Source organism: Micromonospora sp. WMMD1219, assembly GCF_049315215.1.
In the GTDB taxonomy this organism is placed as follows: domain Bacteria; phylum Actinomycetota; class Actinomycetes; order Mycobacteriales; family Micromonosporaceae; genus Micromonospora; species Micromonospora tulbaghiae.
Genome location: NZ_CP186057.1, coordinates 1,448,808 through 1,467,123 on the forward strand (window position 1 = coordinate 1,448,808; position 18,316 = coordinate 1,467,123).

The window sequence follows — 18,316 nt, forward strand, 5'->3', positions numbered from 1 at the left end:
CCGTCACCTCCCGATGGTTCCGCGTGAAGACGATCCAGGCGTACCGATACGCCCTCGATCTCACCCCGACGCAGGAACGCGCAGCACTTGCGCACGCCGGAGCCGCCCGCGTGGCGCACAATTGGGCGCTCGCACGAGTCAGAGCAGTGATGTGTCAACGGGCCGCGGAGCGCACCTACGGCATCCCGGATAATCAACTCACCCCGGCGCTGTCGTGGTCGCTTCCAGGGCTGCGCAAGGAATGGAACGCCGCTAAGCGGCAGGTCGCCCCATGGTGGACGGAGTGCTCCAAAGAAGCGTTCAATACGGGTCTCGACGCACTCGCCCGAGCACTGAGGAACTGGACCCGTTCCCGCAGCGGGCACCGGGCCGGCCGACCCGCCGGTTTCCCCCGGTTCAAGTCCCGCCGACGCACTGCGCCGAGCGTTCGCTTCACCACTGGCACGATCCGGGTGGAGTTGGACCGGAAGCATATAGTGCTTCCACGGCTAGGCCGGCTGAAGCTACACGAGTCCGCCCGTAAGCTCGCCCGCCGCATCGACAGCGGGACCGCCCGAATCATGTCCGCCACCGTGCGCCGTGACGGCGGCCGGTGGCACGTGGCCTTCACCTGCGAGGTCGAGCGAACCGATCGCCGCCCGACCCAACCCCTGTCGGTGGTCGGTGTCGACCTTGGCATCAAGCATCTCGCGGTGCTCTCGACCGGTGAGAAGGCACCAAACCCCCAGCACCTGATTGGTGCACAGGCGCGGTTGCGGCGTTTCAGCCGGGCGCTGGCCCGAAAGGCCGGACCGGATCGGTGCGCCAGCCGCCACCCGTCCGGCCGGTGGGAACGGGCATCCGCCCGCCTCAGCCGGGCTCACGCACGGGTGAGAAACCTGCGTCGCGACGGGTTGCACAAGCTCACCACCCGCCTCGCCCGAGAACACGGCACGATCGTGCTAGAAGACCTCAACGTCGCCGGAATGCTGCGCAATCGACGGCTGGCGCGGCATATCGCCGATGCCGGTTTTGCCGAACTGCGCCGGCAACTGGCATACAAAGCTGAGTGGTACGGCGGCCAAATGATTCTGGCCGACCGCTGGTATCCCTCCTCGAAAACCTGCTCGGGTTGCGGTACGGCGAAAGCCAAGCTGGCCCTAGCCGAGCGGATCTACATCTGCACAAAGTGCGGCCTGGTGCTTGATAGAGATCTCAACGCTGCCCGCAATCTGGCCGCCCTAGTCGCGAGTCACACCACCGGGAGTGGTCCGGTGGCTGGACGTGGAGCCGACCGTAAGACCCAGCATGCTGGGCTGGTGGCAGTGAAGCGTCAACCCGGCGCCGCCTCAGCGGGTCAGACCGGGACCGTCCCGCCGCAAGGCAGGACTACCGATCGCGAGCTCACTAGAGCCGGCGATGGGTAACGGCATAGGTTGTCCCCGACGCAGACTCATCAGGGCACGGGAGTACGGATGCTCAAGGGCTTCAAAGACTTCATCATGCGCGGCAACGTCGTCGACCTGGCGGTCGGTGTCGTCATCGGCGCCGCGTTCACCGGCGTGGTGACCCAGCTCACCAAGTCGTTCCTGGAACCGCTGGTACGCGTGTTCATCGCGCTGATCACCGGCAGCGAGGACGGCCTCAGCGGCTCGACGCCGAAGTTCCGGGGCATCCCGTTCGACTGGGTGGCCTTCGTCAACGCGGCGATCACGTTCGTGCTCACCGCGGCGGCGCTGTACTTCCTCGTCGTCTACCCGATGAACAAGCTCGCCGAGCGGCGCAAGCGCGGCGAGGAGCCGCCGCCCTCGGCCCCGAGCGAGGAGGTCAAGCTGCTCACCGAGATCCGCGACGCGTTGCTCGCCGGCAACCACGGCACGCCCGGCCAGCGCAGCGCCCTGGACGACGTGCTCGGCCGCCGGCAGGAGCCGCCCGCGCCGCGCTGAACGCCATAGCCGATCGGCCCCCGCGACGATCTCGCGGGGGCCGACGTGTATCGAACACATGTTCGATAGAGTCCGGGCATGGAGCAGCGTAGGCACTGGTGGAACGGGAAATGGGGACGGCTCGCCCGGCGTGACGTCTTCCTCCGGGTGGACGGCGACCGCTGGCACGTGGAGCAGCGGGCCGGCGGCGCCGAGGGGGTCTCCCGGTTCTACGAGCACGCCAGCGTCGAGGAGGCCGAGGAGACGATCCGGGCGCTGCTGGACGGCACCGACACCTGGCGCGAGCTGTCCCCCCGCCCGCCGGGCGGCTGGGCCCCCTCCGTTTAGCGCCCGCGCGCCCCGGGAACCGCTGCTGCATGAGCCAGCAGCAGGACACCGTCTCCCGGGTCACCACCGGCATGCGTGTGGTCGACTCCGCGGGCGTCGAGGTGGGCACAGTCGATCTCGTGCAGCGCGGCGACCCGGCCGCGGTGACCGTGCAGGCGCCCGCCCCTGTCGACCCGGGCAGCAGCCTGGACGAGCTGATCGAGTCGGCCGCGGCCGAGGAGCCGGACGTTCCGGCCGACCTGGCGGCCCGGCTGCTGCGCGACGGCTACCTCAAGGTCTCCACCGAGCTGGTCCGCACCGGCGCGGTCTACGTGCCGGCCGGCCGGATCGCCGCGGTGAGCGACGGCGCGGTACGCCTCACCGTCCCGGTCACGGAGCTACCCGCCGAGGAGTGACGCCCAGGGTCGAATGCGCCGTTTGGGCGGTCCTGCGCGTCGAGGCGGCCGCGCTCGGGAAGCGGCCTACGCTCGTCGGGTGCTCCTGACCTATGTGGACGAGTCGTACACCGATCGCTGGTACTGGATCGGCGCGCTTCTGGTCCCGGAGGCTGTGGCCATCCCGCTCAGCACCGCGCTCGACGAGGTGATGACGGACGCGGCCAAGGCATACGGCATCGACCGAGCCGCCGAACTCCACGGGTACGACCTGTTCCAGGGGCGGATGTCCTGGGCGGGCGTGCCGCCACGCGCCCGGATCGCCGTCTACAACGCGGCGCTCAAGGCGATCGGCACGTACGACGTCACTGTCATCCTGCGCGGTGTCGACCGGCACGGCCTCGCCCGGCGCTACGGGCTCACCCGACCCGCTCACGAGGTGGTGCTGTCACACCTGCTGGAACGGGTGGACGGGTACGCGGCGATGCGGGACGAACTGGCCCTGGTGATCGCGGACGAGGTCGACAACCCCGCCATTCACCGCTCGGACCTGACCCGTTACCGGGTCGACGGAACCGGGGGCTACCGTTCGCGGCGGCTCAGCCGGATCGTGGACACCCTGCACTTCGCCCCGTCGCACGCATCCCGGCTGGTGCAGGCCGTCGACCTGGTCACCTTCCTGTTCCGCAGGATGGCGAGCGGGGCGGGCGCGGATCCTCGGGAGGCGACGACAAACACGCGGTTGTGGTCCTGGGTCGAGCCGCGCCGGTACCACTCCTGGTGCTGGCATCCGACCGGACGGCCGACGCACGAAGGGCCCGCTTGAAAGCGGGCCCTAAGGCGGTTGCGGGAACCCTCACGGGCCTCCTGCGCACTCCAGGTTAACAGTTCGTCACCCGGTCCGGCCGGAAAGCGACGGGGCGGATTCGGTCTGGGGCGGCTCGACCGGCGGGGGTGCGGCCCGGCGGCGGAACAGCAGCAGCATCAGCCAGCCCGCGACCAGTCCCCAGAACGCGCCGCCCACCCCGAGCAGGTTCACCCCGGAGGCGGTGACCACGAACGTCACCACCGCTGCTTCCCGCGCGTCCGGCTGGGCGACCGCCGCCGTGACGGCTCCGGCGAGCGCGCCGAGCAGGGCGAGCCCGGCGACGGCCTCGACCAGCACCGGTGGGGAGAGCAGCACCAGGGCGGTGGCCACGCCGGCGCCCAGGCCGAGCAGGGCCAGGCCGATCCCGGCGGTGACCGAGGCGATCCAGCGCCGTTCCGGGTCCGGGTGGGCGTCCGGGCCGGCGGCCAGGGCGGCGGTGATCGCGGCCAGGTTCACCGCGTGCCCGCCCGCCGGGGCGCCGAGCGCGGTGGCGAGCCCGGTCACCCGCAGCGCCGAGCCGAGCGGGGCCCGGTAGCCGTACCCGGCGAGCACCGCGGTGCCGGGCACGTTCTGCGCGGCCATGGTGACCAGGAACAGCGGCAGCGCGAGCCCGACGACGGCGGGCAGCGTCCAGGCCGGCGCGGTGAACGCGACGACCGGTGCGGCGTCCAGCCGGGCCGGCCCGGAGGTCGTCAGCGCGATCGCGACCACCGCCACGGCGAGCGCGCCAGGCACCGCCCACCGGCGGGCGAACCGGTGCAGCAGCAGCCAGACCAGCACCACCGGCCCGGCCAGCAAGGGCACCTCGACCAGGGCGCGTACCGGCGCCGTACACAGCGGCAGCAGCACCCCGGCGAGCATGGCGGAGGCGATCGGGGTGGGGATGGCGGCGACCGCGCGGCCGAGCGCGGGGATCAGCCCGGCCGCGATGATCAGCAGCCCGGCGAGCAGGAAGGCGCCGACCGCCGCGGCCCAGCCGCCGGCGACCGGCCCGGTGGCCACCAGCAGCGCCGCGCCCGGCGTGGACCAGGCGATCGACAGCGGCAGCCGGTGCCGCAGGCCGAGCCAGACCGCGCAGGCGCCGCTGGCGACGCAGAGCGCGAGCAGGCCGGAGGCGGCCTGCTCCGGTTCGGCGCCGACCGCGCGCAGCCCGGCCAGGACGACTGTGAACGAGCTGGCGAAGCCGACCAGGGCGGTCACCACGCCGGCCAGGACGGGTTGGAGCCGACCGCCCATGCTCTCCTCCTCCGACCGTTCCGTTTACGGAACGGCACGGTGTAGCACGATAGCCCTCATGACAGCCGCCGCACCAGCCGATGACCGGGGCGCCCGGGAGGTCGGCCGGCGCATCCGCTCGCTCCGTACCGAGCGGGGCATCTCCCTGTCCGAGCTGGCCCGCCTCGCGGGCGTCGGCAAGGCCACGCTCTCCGGCCTGGAGAACGGCGTGCGCAACCCCCGGCTGGAGACCCTGTACGCGATCACCGCGCAGCTCGGCGTACCGCTGACCGCCGTGCTCGCCACGCCCGACCAGGCGCCGACCCTGCGCGGGGCCGCGGTGGGAGGCACGCTGCTGGAGGTGTTCAGCGACCGGGAGGCGACCTACGAGCTGTACCGGATGTGGGTCACCCCGGGTCCGGCGCAGCTCTCCCCCGCCCACTCCAGCGGTGTGACCGAGCACGTGACGGTCTTCTCCGGCGTGCTCCGTGCCGGGCCGGTCGACGCCCCGCTGACCGCCGGTCCCGGGGGCTACCTGCGGTGGACCTCCGACGTGCCGCACACCTACGCGGCGGTGGGCGAGGAGGAGGTCCACGCGAGCCTCCTGCTGCGCTATCCTCGTCCATCCACACTGGACAGTTGACGCATACCCAGGATGCAAGCTGATGACATTTCTTTCAGCAGACCCGCCAGCGCGTGCAGACGCGGAGCCGTTCTTCTTGGCAAGCTTGTCGTCATGACGCTCATCCTCCGCTCGGCCATCCTCAACGACGTCGGCCTCGTCCGGACCAACAACGAGGACTCCGCCCTCGCCGGTGACCGCCTCGTGGCGGTGGCCGACGGCATGGGCGGGCTCCCCGCCGGCGAGGTGGCCAGCGAGATCGTCATCCGGATCCTGGACGAGCTGACGCCGCCCACCGGCGCCGACGAGGCCGCCGACGCGCTGCGCGCCGTCGTGAGCACCGCGAACCAGCGCATCCGCGCGGCCATCACGGTGGACCCGGCCCGCGACGGCATGGGTACGACGCTCACCGCCGCCCTGCTCGCCGGCGACACCCTGGTCCTGGCCCAGGTCGGCGACTCCCGCTGCTACCTGCTGCGCGACCACGAGCTGACCCAGCTCACCCGCGACGACACGTTCGTCCAGGCGCTGGTCGACCAGGGCGCGCTCTCCCGCGACCAGGCCCGGCACCACCCGCAGCGCTCGCTCGTCACCCGCGCGGTGCAGGGCTCCGACGCGCCACCCGCCGTCGGCGCGCTCACCGTGTTCGCCGGCGACCGGCTGCTGCTGTGCAGCGACGGCCTCTCCGACTACGTGGAGGACGCCGCCATCGCCGCGGCGCTCGCCACCTACGGGGACCGCCAGCAGTGCGGCGAGCAACTGGTGAAACTGGCCCACCAGGCCGGCGCGCCGGACAACGTGACTGTGGTCATCTCGGACGTCACCGAGGCGTGAGCGGGCGCCCTTTCCGGTTGCGGACCGCGCCGGGTGCGGTTGGGATGAACGGATGCACATCCGCCGGCTGGCCGCCGATGAACGACTGACCACCAGCTTCCCGCTCCAGGCGTACGCGTTCGAGGCCTCGCCGATGGGCGCCTCCCGGACCGACCAGTTCCGCGCGTACCTGCCGTACAACGCGGGGAACACGACGCTCGTGGCCGAGGAGAACGGGGTCACCGCGGCGGCCGCGTCGGCGATCCCGATGCGGCAGAACCTGCGCGGCGCGGTGCTGCCGATGGCCGGTGTCGCGGGCGTGGCCACCCATCCGCTGGCCCGCCGGCGCGGCCACGTGCGGACGCTGATGCAGCAGCTCCTCGACGGCATGCGCGACGAGGGGCACCAGCTCACCGCGCTGCACCCGTTCCGCGCCTCGTTCTACGAGCGCTTCGGCTACATCGGGCTGCCCCGGCGCCGTACCGCGATCTTCGACCCGGCGGACCTGGCGCCGCTGCTGCGGGCCGAACTGCCCGACGAGCTGGTCTGGGAGCGGATCGGCGCGGGCTACCCGAGGTGGCGCGCGTACACGGAGCGGTGCCTGCGCGAGCGGCACGGCTTCGCGGTCTTCCCGGACTTCCGGGCGGTCGGCCTGCGCGACCGGGACGACCGCTGGCTGGTCAGCGTGGTGCGCGGTGGCGAGACGGTCGGCGCGGTGACCTACCGGATCGACGACCACGCCGGCACGCTGTTCGCCGACGACCTGCTGGTCGACGACGCGTACGCCCGCGCGTCGGTGCTCCAGTTCTTCGCCCGGCACGTCGACCAGGTGGCCCGGATCAGCGTCCAGGTGACCCCCGACGAACTGCCCGAGCTGTGGCTCACTGACCTCGACGTGCAGGTGGAGGCGCGGGTGGCCCGGCCCGACCCGACCGCGCCGATGGCCCGGCTGCTCAGCCTGGACGCGCTCGCCGAGCAGCCGGTCGGGGTCGGCCGGGTGCTGATCGAGCTGGTCGGCGACCGCTGGCTCGCCGGCCGGCACCTGCTCGACGGCACCACGGGCAAGCTGGCGGTGCTGCCGGCGCAGACCGCCGCCGAGGGCAGCGTGCCGACCGCGCGGCTCACCGCAGCCGGGCTGTCCGCCCTGGCGTACGGGGTGCTCGACCCGGCCGAGGTGGTCGTACGCGGGCTGGGTGAGGTGCCGGTGGACGCGGCCGGTGAGCTGCGCCGTCTCTTCCCCCATGAACTGCCGCACCTGTTCGCCGACTTCTGACCCGGTTGACGGCGCCGCGCCGGGGGTAGGGTCCAGCGCGTGCCGGAGTGGCTGGAAGCGGGATTCTGGGGCCTGCTCGCCGGGTCGGCCCTGCTGATCGGGGCGGCCGTCGGGTTCTTCGCGCGCGTACCGCGCCGGGTCACCGCCTCGGTGATGGCGTTCGGGGCGGGCGTGCTGCTGTCCGCCGTCTCGTTCGAGCTGATCGACGAGGCGCACGAGCAGGGCGGCCTGCTGCCGGTGGCGATCGGCGCGGCGGCCGGCGCGCTGGCGTACACCGGGGCGAACGTGCTGCTGGCCCGGCACGGCGCGCGGCACCGCAAGCGCTCCGGCGACGAGCAGCCCTCCGAGCGGGAACAGCCCGGCTCGGGTACGGCGATCGCGGTCGGCGCGCTGCTCGACGGCGTACCCGAATCGGTGGTGATCGGCGCGAGCCTGCTGGCCGGCGGTCCGGTCAGCCTGGTCACTGTCATCGCGGTGTTCCTCAGCAACGTGCCGGAAGGGCTCTCCAGCGCGGCCGGCATGCGGCAGGCCGGACGCACCCGGCGTTACGTGTTCGGGCTGTGGACGGCCATCGCGTTGATCTCCGGGGCGGCGTCGCTGGCCGGGTACACGCTGCTCGGCGACGCGCCACCCGAGGTACTGGCGACGATCACCGCGCTCGCCGCCGGCGCGATCCTCGCGATGATCACCGACACCATGGTCCCGGAAGCGTTCGCGGACGCGCACCTGCTGGTCGGGCTGATCACCGTGCTCGGCTTCCTGGTCGCGTTCGCGCTGTCGCACGCCTGACCGTCGCACGCGGTGCCCGGGGCGCTGCCTGCTGCCACGCGGTCGCGGGCTCAGGTGCCGGCGGCTTAGCGGCGGGTTAAGGATCGGCTGTGGGGTCGTGTCGGGGCGGACGGTCCTCCTAGCATCGGGCGGTGCGCGTGAAGTCGGCTGTCACTCTGCTCGTCCTCGCCCTCGCGACGGCGACGCTGCCCGCCTGTGGCGACGATCCGGCCCCCGCGCCCGCCGGCGACGCCGCCGGCTCGTCGGCCGGTCCGGCAGCCACGCCGTCGCCCACCCCGAATGGGCGTTCCGGACTGGGTAGCGCCCGGCCGAGCCCCACCCCCGCCACCGTGGCGTTCCGCGCCGGCAACCCCGCCGGCCGGGCGAGCGTGCCCGCCGAGGCGCGTCCGGTGGACACCTCGCGCCCGACCCGCACCGTCGGCAGCGGCACCCCGGCGAGCTGCACCTCGGAGGCGGTCGTGAAGGCCGTCGCGGCCGGTGGTGTGATCACGTTCGACTGCGGGCCCGCGCCGGTGACCATCACGATGAAGGCCACCGCGAAGGTGGTGAACTCGCACGGCCCGCGCGTCGTACTGGACGGCGGCGGCAAGGTCACGCTCAGCGGCGGCGGCAAGCGGCGCATCCTCTACATGAACACGTGCGACCAGGCGCAGGGCTTCACCACCTCGCACTGCCAGAACCAGGACCACCCGCGGCTCACCGTGCAGAACCTGACGTTCGCCGACGGCGACGCCACCGGCGAGCGGACCGAGGGCGGTGGGGGCGGCGCGATCTTCGTACGCGGCGGGCGATTCGCCGTGATCAACTCACGGTTCGTCGACAACCGCTGCGACCGTACCGGCCCGGATCTCGGCGGCGCCGCGCTGCGCGTGCTCAGCCAGTTCGAGAACAAGCCGGTGTACGTGGTGAGCAGCACCGTCACCGGCGGGGTGTGCGCCAACGGCGGGGCGTTGAGCAGCATCGGCGTCTCCTGGACGGTGCTGAACAGCGTCTTCCGCGACAACCGCGCGGTCGGCACCGGCGCGAACCCGGCCCGGGGCGGAACGCCGGGCGGCGGTAGTGGCGGCGCGATCTACTGCGACGGCAACGAGTTCGCGGTGCGGATCGCCGGCACGGTGATCGAGGACAACAGCGCGAACGAGGGCGGCGGCACGATCTTCTTCGTCAGCAACAACCGCACCGGCACCCTGAAGATCGACAGCAGCACCCTGCGGCGCAACACCAGCCGAGGCTTCGAGACAAAGGGCCACCCCGGCATCTTCTTCCTGGGCGCCCAGATCTCCTGACCACCCGGCCTCGTCCTGCCCCGCCCCGCGCTGCCCCGCCCCGTCCCGTCGATCATGAAGTTGGCGGCCTCCCCGTCGGCGTGTCGCGCCGTCAACCTCATGATCACCAGTCAGGTCCCGACCCGACGGCGCCCGCCCCGCCCGCCTCACCTCGCGCGTGACCCCTTGACTCAGTGATCAAGGAGTTTGCGTCCTAGTCGATCGCTGGGAGGGACACAAACTCCTTGATCAACAGGGCGGGGAGGGGCAGGGCGGGGGAGGGGAGGGGCGGGGCGGGGTCAGTAGGGGTTGGGGTGGCCGGGGAGGTGGCCTCGGGTCAGGGCTGCCGGGCGGCCGGGGAGGGTCGGGTCCGGGGACAGCGGCGGGGAGTCGGTGCCCGCTCTCGTGGCCATGCCGGCGAACAGCTCCTTCAGGGCTGTGACCGTGTCGACGGCCGGCGTCCAGCCGAGTTCGGTCTCCGCGCGGTGGCTCGACATCAGCGGCACGTTCAGCGCCAGGTCGACCCAGCCGGTGTCGACCGGTTGCAGCCGCGCCCGCCAGGTCACCGCCGCCGCGGCGCGCAGCACCGGAGTCGCCACCGGCACCGTCCAGCCGTGGAAGTGCCGGGCCACCAGTTCCGGCGTCAGCACGGGGTCGGCCGCCACGTTGAAGGCGCCGCTAGCGTCCCCCACGACCGCCCGGGCGTACGCGTCAGCCACGTCGTCGGCGTGCACCGCCTGCATCCGGAGTCGCTTGTTCGACGGCACCAGCGGAATCCGGCCGTACCGCAGCAGGCGCACGGGCACCAGCGGGCCGAGGAAGTAGCGGCTGATCTCCGTACCGGCCTCGCGCTGGAAGATCAGTCCCGGCCGTAGCCGTACCACGCGCAGATTGGGGTGCTCCCGCTGCACGCCGTCGAGCAGCGCCTCCACCTCCGCCTTGTCCCGGCTGTACGACGACGTCTCCACCCCGGTCGCCGGCCAGTTCTCGCTGACCGGATGGTTCTTCGGGCCGGGCGCGTAGGTGCCGACCGATGAGGCGTACACCAGGGCCGGAACGCCGACCCGGACGGCGGCCTCGATCACCGCGCGGCTGCCGCCGACGTTGGTCCGGTAGAGCGTGCGCCGGTCGTGGCTGGGCTGGATCTGCCAGGCCAGGTGCACTACCGCCCGCGCCCCGGCGAAGATCCGCACCAGCTGGTCGGCGGCGCCCGGCGCGCCGATGTCGCAGGAGTGCCACTCCACGTCGTCGTACGGCTCACCGGCGTCCGGCCCGGGCAGCCGGCGGGCCACGCCGACCAGCTCGGTGCCCGCCTCCCGCCGCAGCCGGCGCAGCACCGCCGTCCCCACGTTGCCGGTCGCCCCCACGATCACGATGCGCATGGTCGTGCCGTACCCGCTGAACCGGGCAGCAACCGCTCACGGACGGGGGTTCGTGCGCACCCAGCCCTTCTCCCGTTCGCGGCGACCGGCGGTGGCGGCCAGGCAGCGCGGGCAGAGCCAGCTCTCCGGGTCGGCCTCGGTGAGCACGTCGGTACCGGAGTAGTCGAACGGCACGTGCGGGAAGCGGCGCAGCCGGGTCCGGCTCAGCGGCAGCCCGCACAGCGTCTGGTTCTGCCCCGGCAGCCAGGCGTGCACCTCACCGCCGGGCCGGCGTACGCCGTCGTCGCCCGGCACCTCGCGGGACGCCGCCACGGCGGCGGTGGTCGTGACTCGCATGGTCGCCCAGGTTCCCCGGCCGCCGCCGTTCACGCCTGGCGGCGACAACCCCTGGGGTACGCGGGCGGAGCGCGTACTCCCGTGGTGGTAGCCCGATCGACGACTCCGGGGCGACGACCGGCGGCGATGCGCGTCCATACGCTGCCGCCGTCACCACTTGCCGCGACCCGAGGGAGTCCCAGAATGTCCATCCGTCACCTGCTCGCCACCACTGTCGTCGGAGAGTTCGCCCCGGCCGCGCACGCCTCGCTCGCCGCCGGGGGCATCGGCGGCTCCGGCCGGGCGGGCGCCACAGTCATCGCCGTGGTGGGCCTGGCGAGCGTGGTCGTCGGCGGGCTGGCACTCAGCCGCTCCCGCCGCGGGCCGGGCGAGGGGCGGGTCCAGGCCCTCGTGGCGGCCGCGGCCGGCCTGGTCAGCCTGGTCCTCAGCGCGTGGCATCTGGCGCTGACCACCGAGGGTCTCGGCAGCGGTCAGGGACGCGCAGGTGCGGTCGCCGGGGTGGCGTTCGGGCTGATCGGGGCGGTGCTGGGCGGGCTGGCGCTGGCCCGTTCCCGGCGTACCGCCTGACCCGGTCGCTCGTCCTGTCCCGGCGCGCTGGTTCCGCCGGCCGCTCGTTTCGTCCCGGCGGCTCGGTCAGGAGGCGGTGAGCCAGCCCGGCACGGTGAGCCCCGACTCGTACGCGAGCACCACAAGCTGGGCCCGGTCCCGTACCCGCGTCTTGGTCATGATCCGGCTGACGTGCGTCTTCGCGGTGGCCGGGCTCAGCACCAGCCGGGCCGCGATCTCGTCGTTGGACAGGCCGGCGGCGACCAGGGCGAGCACCTCCCGTTCCCGCTCGGTCAGCGCGCTCAGACGGGGACCCGGGTCCGGGTGCCGGGTCCGGGCGGCGAACTCGGCGATCAGCCGGCGCGTGACGGCCGGGGCGATCAACGCGTCGCCCCGCGCCACCACCCGTACGCCGTGGATCAGCTCCGCCGGCTCGGTGTCCTTGACCAGGAAGCCGCTCGCGCCGGCCCGCAACGCGCCGTAGACGTAGTCGTCCAGGTCGAAGGTGGTCAGGATGATCACCCGGGCGTCGGTGCCGGCGACGATGTCCCGGGTGGCGGCCAGGCCGTCCAGCAGCGGCATCCGGATGTCCATGAGGACGACGTCCGGCCGCAGTTCCCGTGCCAGCCGTACCGCACCGGCGCCGTCGGCGGCCTCGCCGACCACCTCGATGCCGTCCTCGCCGTCGAGGATGGAGCGGAAGCCCGCGCGTACCAAAGTCTGGTCGTCGGCGAGCAGCAACCGGATCACGTCGTCTCCCCCCGTTCCGTGCGTGGCGCGGGGACCGGTAGCGGTGCGGGCCGCAGCGGGAGGCGGGCCCGCACCAGGAACCCGCCGTCCGGCCCGGGCCCGGTGGTGAGCGAGCCACCCAGCGCGCGGGCCCGCTCGCCCATGCCGAGGATCCCGTTCCCGGGCGGACCCGTGGGACCGGCGCCGTCGTCGGCCACCTCCACGAGCACCTCGTCGCCGTCCGGCACGACCCGGACCACCGCCGTGCTCGCGCCCGCGTGACGGCTCACGTTGGTGAGCGCCTCCTGGACGATCCGGTACGCGGACAGGTCCACCTCCGGCGGGAGCGGCCCGGTCTCCGTCACCTCGGTACGCACAGTCAGCCCGCGCCGCCCGGCCGTCGTGACCAGCTCGTCGAGGCGGTCCAGACCGGGTGCGGGGTGGCTCGGCGTCGTACCCTCCTGCCGGAGCACGCCGAGCGCCGCCCGCAACTCCCGCAGCGTCTCCCGGCTCGTCTGCTTGATCACGGTGAGTGCCTCCGCCGACCGCTCCGGATCGGGCCGGTGCAACGCGGCGCTCGCCTGCACACTGATCAGCGAGAGATGGTGGCCGAGCAGGTCGTGCAACTCGCGGGCGATCCGCAGCCGCTCCTCGGTGGCCCGGTGGCGGGCCTCCTCCTCCTTGCGCTGCTCCGCGGCCAGCACCCGGGCCTGCACCTCGGCGAGATAGGCCCGCCGGTTACGGGTCACGCCGACGATGACCGCGACCAGCCAGCCGGCGTGCAGCAGCGTCGCGCCGTTGCCACTGACACCGGTCCGGGTGTAGCTGTCGGCGACGGCGAAGGAGACGACAGAGGCCAGGCCGAGCCCCACCGCGACCGCGAGGTGCCCCTCGTCGACGACCGTGTACAGCGCCACGACGAACACCAGCATGATCGGCCCGGGCCGGTGCAGCAGAGCGCCGTACGCGGCGACCGCGGCGAGCGCCACCAGGCCCACCGCCACCGGGTATCGCCGGCGCAGGTAGAGCGCGGCGGACGACGCCAGGACGACGAGCAGCGCGACCAGTTCGGCGGTGGTGTCGATGCCGTCCGACTGCACGATCAGGCCGAGGAGGGCCACCAGGGCGACGGCAGGCACCACTGCCGCTTCCGCCTTGAGGCCGTGTCGGCGCCAGCTCGACATTGCCGAAGCGTAGCGGTCCGCGGACGCAGCGGAGGGCCCCGAAGCGGCGTCGTGTGGTGTCGGAGCGTGGTCCGGAGGGTCGGTGCGCGACGCACGCCGGGCTGATCGGGTTCGGGTAACCTGTGCCGTGCGGGCCGCTAGCTCAATGGCAGAGCTGTGGACTTTTAATCCATAGGTTCAGGGTTCGAGTCCCTGGCGGCCCACTCAACAGTGCACCTGAGCTGCGGGAACGTCGGCCGAAGATCATCGGGCACAACCAGGGCACAACTCAGTTCTGATCTTGGTCGGTGGGGCGTTCAGATGACTTGCCGTCTGCCTGCCGCAGGAGGCTGCCGACCAGGCCGCGTGGGCGGTCCTTCTTCGGCAGCCAGTGCACGTAGGTCTCTAACGTGATCCGCAGGTTGGCGTGCCTCAGCGCCTTCTGCACTTCCTGGGGCTCGACACCGTTACTCATGAGCGTGGTGGCGAAGAAGTGGCGCAGGGAGTGGAAGGTGCCTTCCTTCGGCCATCCGGCGGCCTGCCGCCAGTCCGCCCACAGCTCGGACCAGTAGGTGTCCGTCAGCAGCTTTCCGCGTGCGGAGGTGAACAGGACCGCCACCGGTCGGATCAGGCGCTCTCCGGTGGTGATGTCGGGCAGCTCGAACTCGACAGGACCGACCTCGTTGAGATGGGCGGCCAGTTCCTCCGCGACCACCGCGTCAAGGTCGACGGTCCCGGCGGACCCGCTCTTAGGTGACGAGAGGTAGAAGCCGCCGAAGTGCTCCGGCGAGTGCCGTAGTTGCTGCACCACGTGCAGCTCGCCGTGCTCGAAGTCAGCACAGCGTGAACCGGCTTCCATTCCCAAGACCTCACCGAGGCGAAGCCCCTCCCCCGCTCCCAGCCAGATAGCCGCCCGGAATCGCCGGGGTACCACCTCAACGAGCTTGAGCACCTGGTCCCCGGTGGGAACCCATTTCGGTGCCCGCGACAGACCGCGCAGGATCTGGGCGAGCTTCACGCCGTTGCAAGGGTTGTCCGGGATCGCCTTGTCGACGACGGCCGCGTTCATGATGGTCTTGAACAGCCCGAAGTACAGGCTCACCGAGGACTTCGGCGTCTGCTTGTCGAGCAGCCGGCCGAGCCAGGACAGCACGTCCGTCAGGGTGATCGACCGAATTGCCTCCTCGCCGAACGCGGGCAGGAGGTGCTTTCGCAGGTTCTGCGGTATCCGCCGCCGGGTCTCCGTCGACCACCCGGATTCGCGGGCCTCTCGCCACCGCTGCGCGTACTCACCGAAGGTCAGTTCGGCTTCCGCCCGCTTGACCAGGACCTCTGGCGCTACACCGGAGCGGCACGCCAGGTCGAAGGTTTCCGCGTCGCGCTTGAGATCGAACAGCCGTTCCCGGTCGTTGTTATCGGCATCGGCGTAGCGGACTCGCCAGCGCTTACCCCGGCCGTACCGCTTGGACGGGAGCGGCTTCTTCGTGTCGGGATCGCGCTTCTTGAGGTACCACAGATCATCGATCGGCATGTCAGGCCGCCTGCTCTTCCAGCCAGGCCCGAACATCGGCGGGGTTGTAGCGCAGATGCCGACCGACCTTGGAAGCGCGGGGGCCGGTCCGGCGGTGCCGCCACTGGTAGAGCGTGCCGACGGGAACACGGAGGAACGCGGCCGTGTCCTGAATCGACCACAGTTCCGGCAGCGGGGTCGGGGTGGGTGCGGTCATTGTGGCTCCTTCCTGGTGATGGTGATGTAGGCGCGGCTTTCGCCGCTGTAGTCGGCGGTGCGGGTGCTGGTGCGGCAGGTGACGCGGTCGCGCCCGCCGTGGTGGGCGACGAGCTGGGCCGCGATGGTGGCGGCGTGGGTGGTGACGGTGGCGGTCGGGCCGATGAGCCGGACCGCGACCAGGGGGCGTGGGCGTGTGGGCATGGGTGCTCCTTCCGGGCCGGGTGGTTGGGGGTGTTGCGTGCGCTGTGGAGTTGTCAAGGAACGGCTACACAAGGCGTTGACACGTACGTGTCAAGCGGCCAGGGGTCGGACCGCACGAGCGGCGGCGAGTTCGTCGGCGAGGGCGTCGAGTCCGGCTTGGTGTCGGGCGCGGGCTTGGGCGGCGGCGGTGTTGGCGAGTAGGGCGTCGCCGGTGCTGATCCAGCCGGTGGCGTGGTAGCCGAGTTCGTAGATGACCTGCTCGGCTTGTTCGTCGTCCCAGGTGTGGGGGTGGCCTTCGGTGCGTCGCCAGATGGTGCGCTGCATGCGGATGAAGCCGAGGGTGGCGGAGAAGGCGCGGCTTTTGGTGGTGATGTGGCCGCCGTAGCCGAACTGGTGCGCCCAGCGGCGAAGGCGGGTGTAGTCGGGGTGTTCGCCGATGTCCCAGCAGGCGCGGATGAGGCGGCCGAGGTGGGTTGCCGGGTCGCCGTGGACGTCGACGGTGAGGTCGTCGACGCGGCGCAGCGTCAGGCCGGTTACCTCGGTGCTCTTGGTGACGTACTTGGCGATGTAGCCGGTGATCTGGGCGAGGTTGACCTCACCGCCGGGGGCGTTGACGTGCTTGACGTCGAGGCCCTTGTCGCCCCAGGCGATGTGCCATCCCTGGCCGCCGTTGGCGGGGTGGCCGGCGGAGGTGTAGGAAGTCTTGACGAACGCCGCCCGGGCCGCCTGTTCGAACATGTCCCGGGTGATCTGGCGGGGTGGCGGGACGATCGCGCCGGGGCAGTCGGGGTTGTGGCCGTCGAGGCGGATCAGCGCGTGGTAGTGGACCACGCCGCGTACCTGGAACTCGTAGACCTTGATGTAGCGGCGGCGCAGCTCGACACCGTGAGCGCGGCCGAGGCGGCGTAGCACCCGGTCGACCTGTTGGATGGTGCGGCGCCACAGTTCGGGGGCTTCGTGGTTCCAGACGACTTGGGCGGTGTGGTCGTAGCAGTCCAGGCACAGCGGCTGCCCGAGCTGCCCGTCACCGGCCTTGTGCCGGACACCGCAGCGCAGCTCCTGGCCGTGGGGGCAGGTTCGGCCGAAGGGGTGGCAGACGGAGGCGCGGCAGGTGCAGCCGTCCTTCTTGCGGCAGTCCGCGGCGTGGACCTTCACCACCCGGTGGTGCACCGGTCCGAACGACGGGGCGGTGGCGGTGAGGAAGATGGCGATGTGTTCGTGCAGTGGCGGCAGTCCCCACCGGTCGCCCTGTAGTCCGGCTTTGATGAGGTGGTAGGTGTCGCGGCGGTAGACCTCGGCGCAGGACGGGCAGACGGCGGCGCGGCGGTTGCCGCAGGGGGTGTAGATCGCGCCGTCGGGCATGGTGTCGGTGTCGATGGTGACCATGCGGTTGCCGTCACGGTCGTTGACGTGGACCTGCCCCGCCAGGCGGATCGGGTGCTTGCAGGCTGAGGCGGCGCGGACGTGGCCGAGCCAGTCGGCGTAGTCCGGGTCCTGTGCGCGGGCGCGGCCGGAGGCGACGGTGCGGGGGTCGTGGCCGCGTACCCAGCCGTCATCGGCGGGGCGGGTGGAGGTGGGGGAAGCCCAGGGCCAGTAACCGGCGGGCTCGGCGGAGGCTCCCGTACCCGGGACCGTGGTGGTCCCGGGTGCGAGAGGCAGCGTCGAGGAGGTCACGCGGTGGCTCCCACGGCAGTGCCGTTGTGGGTCTTGTCGTTGATGGTCGGTGGGGTGTTGAGGGCCGTCAGGAGGTCGGCGGCCGTGTGAGTGGGCACGCGCAGTCGCACGGCGAGCTGGCCCGGGTTGATCGGTTCACCGTGGGCCTTTTCGTGCGCGGCGGCGACGAGCCGGGCGTTGGACAGCAGCGCCGGGGGCGGGCCGGTGGTGACCGGTGCCGCAGGTGCCGGGATCGGGTCCGTGGCGGTGTCCGGGGTGGGCTCGACCGTCGTCGGGGTGTCGGTGTCCTCGGTTGGGGTGGGCGGGTTGACGGGTTCGATGGGACGCGGATCGGTGTCGGGAATCGGGTTGGTGGCCGGGGTCGCGGCGGCCGGGCGGACCAGCGGCGAGGCGGGGATGTCGGATGACGGGGCCTCGGCGGTGGTGGCCGGCGCAGGTGCCGGGACGAGATCAGTGGGCCGGGTGGTGCGGTTTCCGGTGGCGAGTAGCGCGGCGGTGGCCATGAGCATCAGGCCATCCACGGCGAGGGGACCGAACCAGACGACGAGGGTTTCCTCGTTGTAGTGGTCGAGCAGTCCGGACAGGTGCCGGTAGGACACGAACGCGGCGACCAGGGCCACGGGCGGCAGCCCGACCCAGCGCAGCACGTTCCAGCCCCAGCCGGTCGGCCAGGGCGTACGAGCAAGGATTTCGATGGCGATGAACAGGAACAGCGGCCACACGACCGCAGAGACCACCGCGCCGGGTTCCGGCGACCAGTCGGCCGGAGCGTTGTCCGGGGCGATGAACGAGTGAGCGATGTTCGCGGCGACGGAGACGAGTCCGCCGGAGAACGCGCCGATGTAGGCGTAGACGCGGCCGTTCTTCTTGGTGCTCATGACGCCGCCTGAGGGCTGGGGGCGGGGTCGGTGAAGAGGGAGAAGCCGAGCACGACGGCGTTGACGAAGCCCTCCGTGCGGAGGTCGTTGACGATGCGGTTGACGTCATCCATGGAGCGGAGGGGCCGCTTGCAGGGCAGCTCGAAGCTGGCGAAGCCGATACCGGTCGGCGCTTCGTAGTTGAACGAGATCATGTAGCGGTACATG

The 18,316-nt window shown here is 72.0% G+C and carries 22 protein-coding genes and 1 tRNA gene; 12 read left to right on the forward strand and 11 right to left on the reverse strand.

Translation table 11 applies throughout. The features are described from left to right. Nucleotides 1-23 precede the first annotated feature (23 nt). The 5 genes from tnpB to ACN27C_RS06915 all read left to right on the forward strand — a co-directional run bounded on the left by tnpB (nt 24) and on the right by ACN27C_RS06915 (nt 3,452). Entirely contained in the window at nt 24-1,406 is a 1,383-nt protein-coding gene (tnpB, locus tag ACN27C_RS06895) for an IS607 family element RNA-guided endonuclease TnpB (RefSeq protein WP_349879496.1), read from the forward strand. Nucleotides 1,407-1,454: 48 nt separating this feature from the next. Continuing rightward, nucleotides 1,455-1,925 (forward strand): large conductance mechanosensitive channel protein MscL, encoded by a 471-nt coding sequence (gene mscL / locus ACN27C_RS06900; RefSeq protein ID WP_121684400.1) that lies wholly within the window; start codon nt 1,455-1,457, stop codon nt 1,923-1,925. Between the two features lie 78 nt (nt 1,926-2,003). Then, nucleotides 2,004-2,252, forward strand: a complete 249-nt coding sequence (locus ACN27C_RS06905) for a hypothetical protein (protein WP_121684401.1) — start codon at nt 2,004-2,006, stop codon at nt 2,250-2,252. Nucleotides 2,253-2,281: 29 nt separating this feature from the next. Next, nucleotides 2,282-2,647, forward strand: a complete 366-nt coding sequence (locus ACN27C_RS06910) for a hypothetical protein (RefSeq protein WP_357823109.1) — start codon at nt 2,282-2,284, stop codon at nt 2,645-2,647. A 79-nt stretch (nt 2,648-2,726) separates the two neighbouring features. Beyond that, entirely contained in the window at nt 2,727-3,452 is a 726-nt protein-coding gene (locus tag ACN27C_RS06915) for a DUF3800 domain-containing protein (protein WP_121684403.1), read from the forward strand. Between the two features lie 66 nt (nt 3,453-3,518). On the opposite strand, the gene ACN27C_RS06920 is transcribed toward ACN27C_RS06915, so the two are convergent. Beyond that, complete coding sequence (locus tag ACN27C_RS06920) at nt 3,519-4,730, reverse strand: benzoate/H(+) symporter BenE family transporter (RefSeq protein WP_422750735.1); 1,212 nt, start codon at nt 4,728-4,730, stop codon at nt 3,519-3,521. Nucleotides 4,731-4,788: 58 nt separating this feature from the next. Here ACN27C_RS06920 and ACN27C_RS06925 point away from each other — a divergent pair, with 58 nt between their 5' ends. The 5 genes from ACN27C_RS06925 (at nt 4,789) to ACN27C_RS06945 (ending at nt 9,492) form a co-directional block, all read left to right on the forward strand. Next, nucleotides 4,789-5,352, forward strand: coding sequence for a helix-turn-helix domain-containing protein (locus tag ACN27C_RS06925; RefSeq protein WP_120572144.1), 564 nt, complete (start codon nt 4,789-4,791; stop codon nt 5,350-5,352). Between the two features lie 93 nt (nt 5,353-5,445). Further along, nucleotides 5,446-6,165, forward strand: coding sequence for a PP2C family protein-serine/threonine phosphatase (locus ACN27C_RS06930; protein ID WP_099162983.1), 720 nt, complete (start codon nt 5,446-5,448; stop codon nt 6,163-6,165). 52 nt (nt 6,166-6,217) lie between these two features. Then, on the forward strand, nt 6,218-7,417 hold the full coding sequence (locus ACN27C_RS06935) for a GNAT family N-acetyltransferase (RefSeq protein WP_422750736.1): 1,200 nt from the start codon (nt 6,218-6,220) through the stop codon (nt 7,415-7,417). 39 nt (nt 7,418-7,456) lie between these two features. Next, a complete protein-coding gene (locus tag ACN27C_RS06940; protein ID WP_422750737.1) occupies nt 7,457-8,206 on the forward strand; it encodes a ZIP family metal transporter in 750 nt (249 codons plus the stop codon). A gap of 137 nt (nt 8,207-8,343) precedes the next feature. Further along, nucleotides 8,344-9,492, forward strand: coding sequence for a hypothetical protein (locus ACN27C_RS06945; protein WP_422751588.1), 1,149 nt, complete (start codon nt 8,344-8,346; stop codon nt 9,490-9,492). Between the two features lie 278 nt (nt 9,493-9,770). Here the strand turns inward: ACN27C_RS06945 and ACN27C_RS06950 are convergent, their stop codons facing one another. Together ACN27C_RS06950 and ACN27C_RS06955 are read right to left on the reverse strand one after the other, a co-directional pair. After that, a complete protein-coding gene (locus ACN27C_RS06950; protein ID WP_422750738.1) occupies nt 9,771-10,853 on the reverse strand; it encodes an NAD-dependent epimerase/dehydratase family protein in 1,083 nt (360 codons plus the stop codon). Between the two features lie 36 nt (nt 10,854-10,889). Then, the gene (locus tag ACN27C_RS06955) at nt 10,890-11,189 is read right to left on the reverse strand and encodes a hypothetical protein (protein WP_120574039.1); all 300 of its coding nucleotides are present in this window, start codon (nt 11,187-11,189) and stop codon (nt 10,890-10,892) included. A gap of 183 nt (nt 11,190-11,372) precedes the next feature. Between ACN27C_RS06955 and ACN27C_RS06960 the strand changes: the two genes are divergently transcribed. After that, nucleotides 11,373-11,756 carry a DUF6223 family protein gene (locus ACN27C_RS06960; RefSeq protein WP_422750739.1) on the forward strand — a complete coding sequence of 128 codons (384 nt, stop codon included), beginning with the start codon at nt 11,373-11,375 and terminating at the stop codon, nt 11,754-11,756. 66 nt (nt 11,757-11,822) lie between these two features. On the opposite strand, the gene ACN27C_RS06965 is transcribed toward ACN27C_RS06960, so the two are convergent. After that, a complete protein-coding gene (locus ACN27C_RS06965) occupies nt 11,823-12,485 on the reverse strand; it encodes a response regulator (protein ID WP_120572150.1) in 663 nt (220 codons plus the stop codon). Next, entirely contained in the window at nt 12,482-13,648 is a 1,167-nt protein-coding gene (locus tag ACN27C_RS06970; RefSeq protein ID WP_422750740.1) for a sensor histidine kinase, read from the reverse strand. The genes ACN27C_RS06965 and ACN27C_RS06970 overlap by 4 nt, the downstream gene beginning before the upstream one ends. Nucleotides 13,649-13,779: 131 nt before the next feature. Between ACN27C_RS06970 and ACN27C_RS06975 the strand changes: the two genes are divergently transcribed. Continuing rightward, nucleotides 13,780-13,851 (forward strand) — tRNA-Lys (locus ACN27C_RS06975). 65 nt (nt 13,852-13,916) lie between these two features. Here the strand turns inward: ACN27C_RS06975 and ACN27C_RS06980 are convergent. From ACN27C_RS06980 to ACN27C_RS07005, 6 genes are all read right to left on the reverse strand, one after another. After that, nucleotides 13,917-15,158 (reverse strand): tyrosine-type recombinase/integrase, encoded by a 1,242-nt coding sequence (locus ACN27C_RS06980; RefSeq protein WP_422750741.1) that lies wholly within the window; start codon nt 15,156-15,158, stop codon nt 13,917-13,919. 1 nt (nt 15,159) lies between these two features. Then, nucleotides 15,160-15,354 (reverse strand): helix-turn-helix domain-containing protein, encoded by a 195-nt coding sequence (locus tag ACN27C_RS06985; RefSeq protein ID WP_128136802.1) that lies wholly within the window; start codon nt 15,352-15,354, stop codon nt 15,160-15,162. Further along, nucleotides 15,351-15,557 (reverse strand): hypothetical protein, encoded by a 207-nt coding sequence (locus tag ACN27C_RS06990; protein WP_151016203.1) that lies wholly within the window; start codon nt 15,555-15,557, stop codon nt 15,351-15,353. The genes ACN27C_RS06985 and ACN27C_RS06990 overlap by 4 nt, the downstream gene beginning before the upstream one ends. 90 nt (nt 15,558-15,647) lie before the next feature. Further along, entirely contained in the window at nt 15,648-17,231 is a 1,584-nt protein-coding gene (locus ACN27C_RS06995; protein ID WP_422750742.1) for a replication initiator, read from the reverse strand. Continuing rightward, complete coding sequence (locus ACN27C_RS07000) at nt 17,228-18,109, reverse strand: hypothetical protein (protein WP_422750743.1); 882 nt, start codon at nt 18,107-18,109, stop codon at nt 17,228-17,230. Before ACN27C_RS07000 ends, ACN27C_RS06995 begins: the two co-directional genes overlap by 4 nt. Beyond that, on the reverse strand, nt 18,106-18,315 hold the full coding sequence (locus ACN27C_RS07005; protein WP_422750744.1) for a hypothetical protein: 210 nt from the start codon (nt 18,313-18,315) through the stop codon (nt 18,106-18,108). Before ACN27C_RS07005 ends, ACN27C_RS07000 begins: the two co-directional genes overlap by 4 nt. Nucleotide 18,316 lies beyond the last annotated feature (1 nt).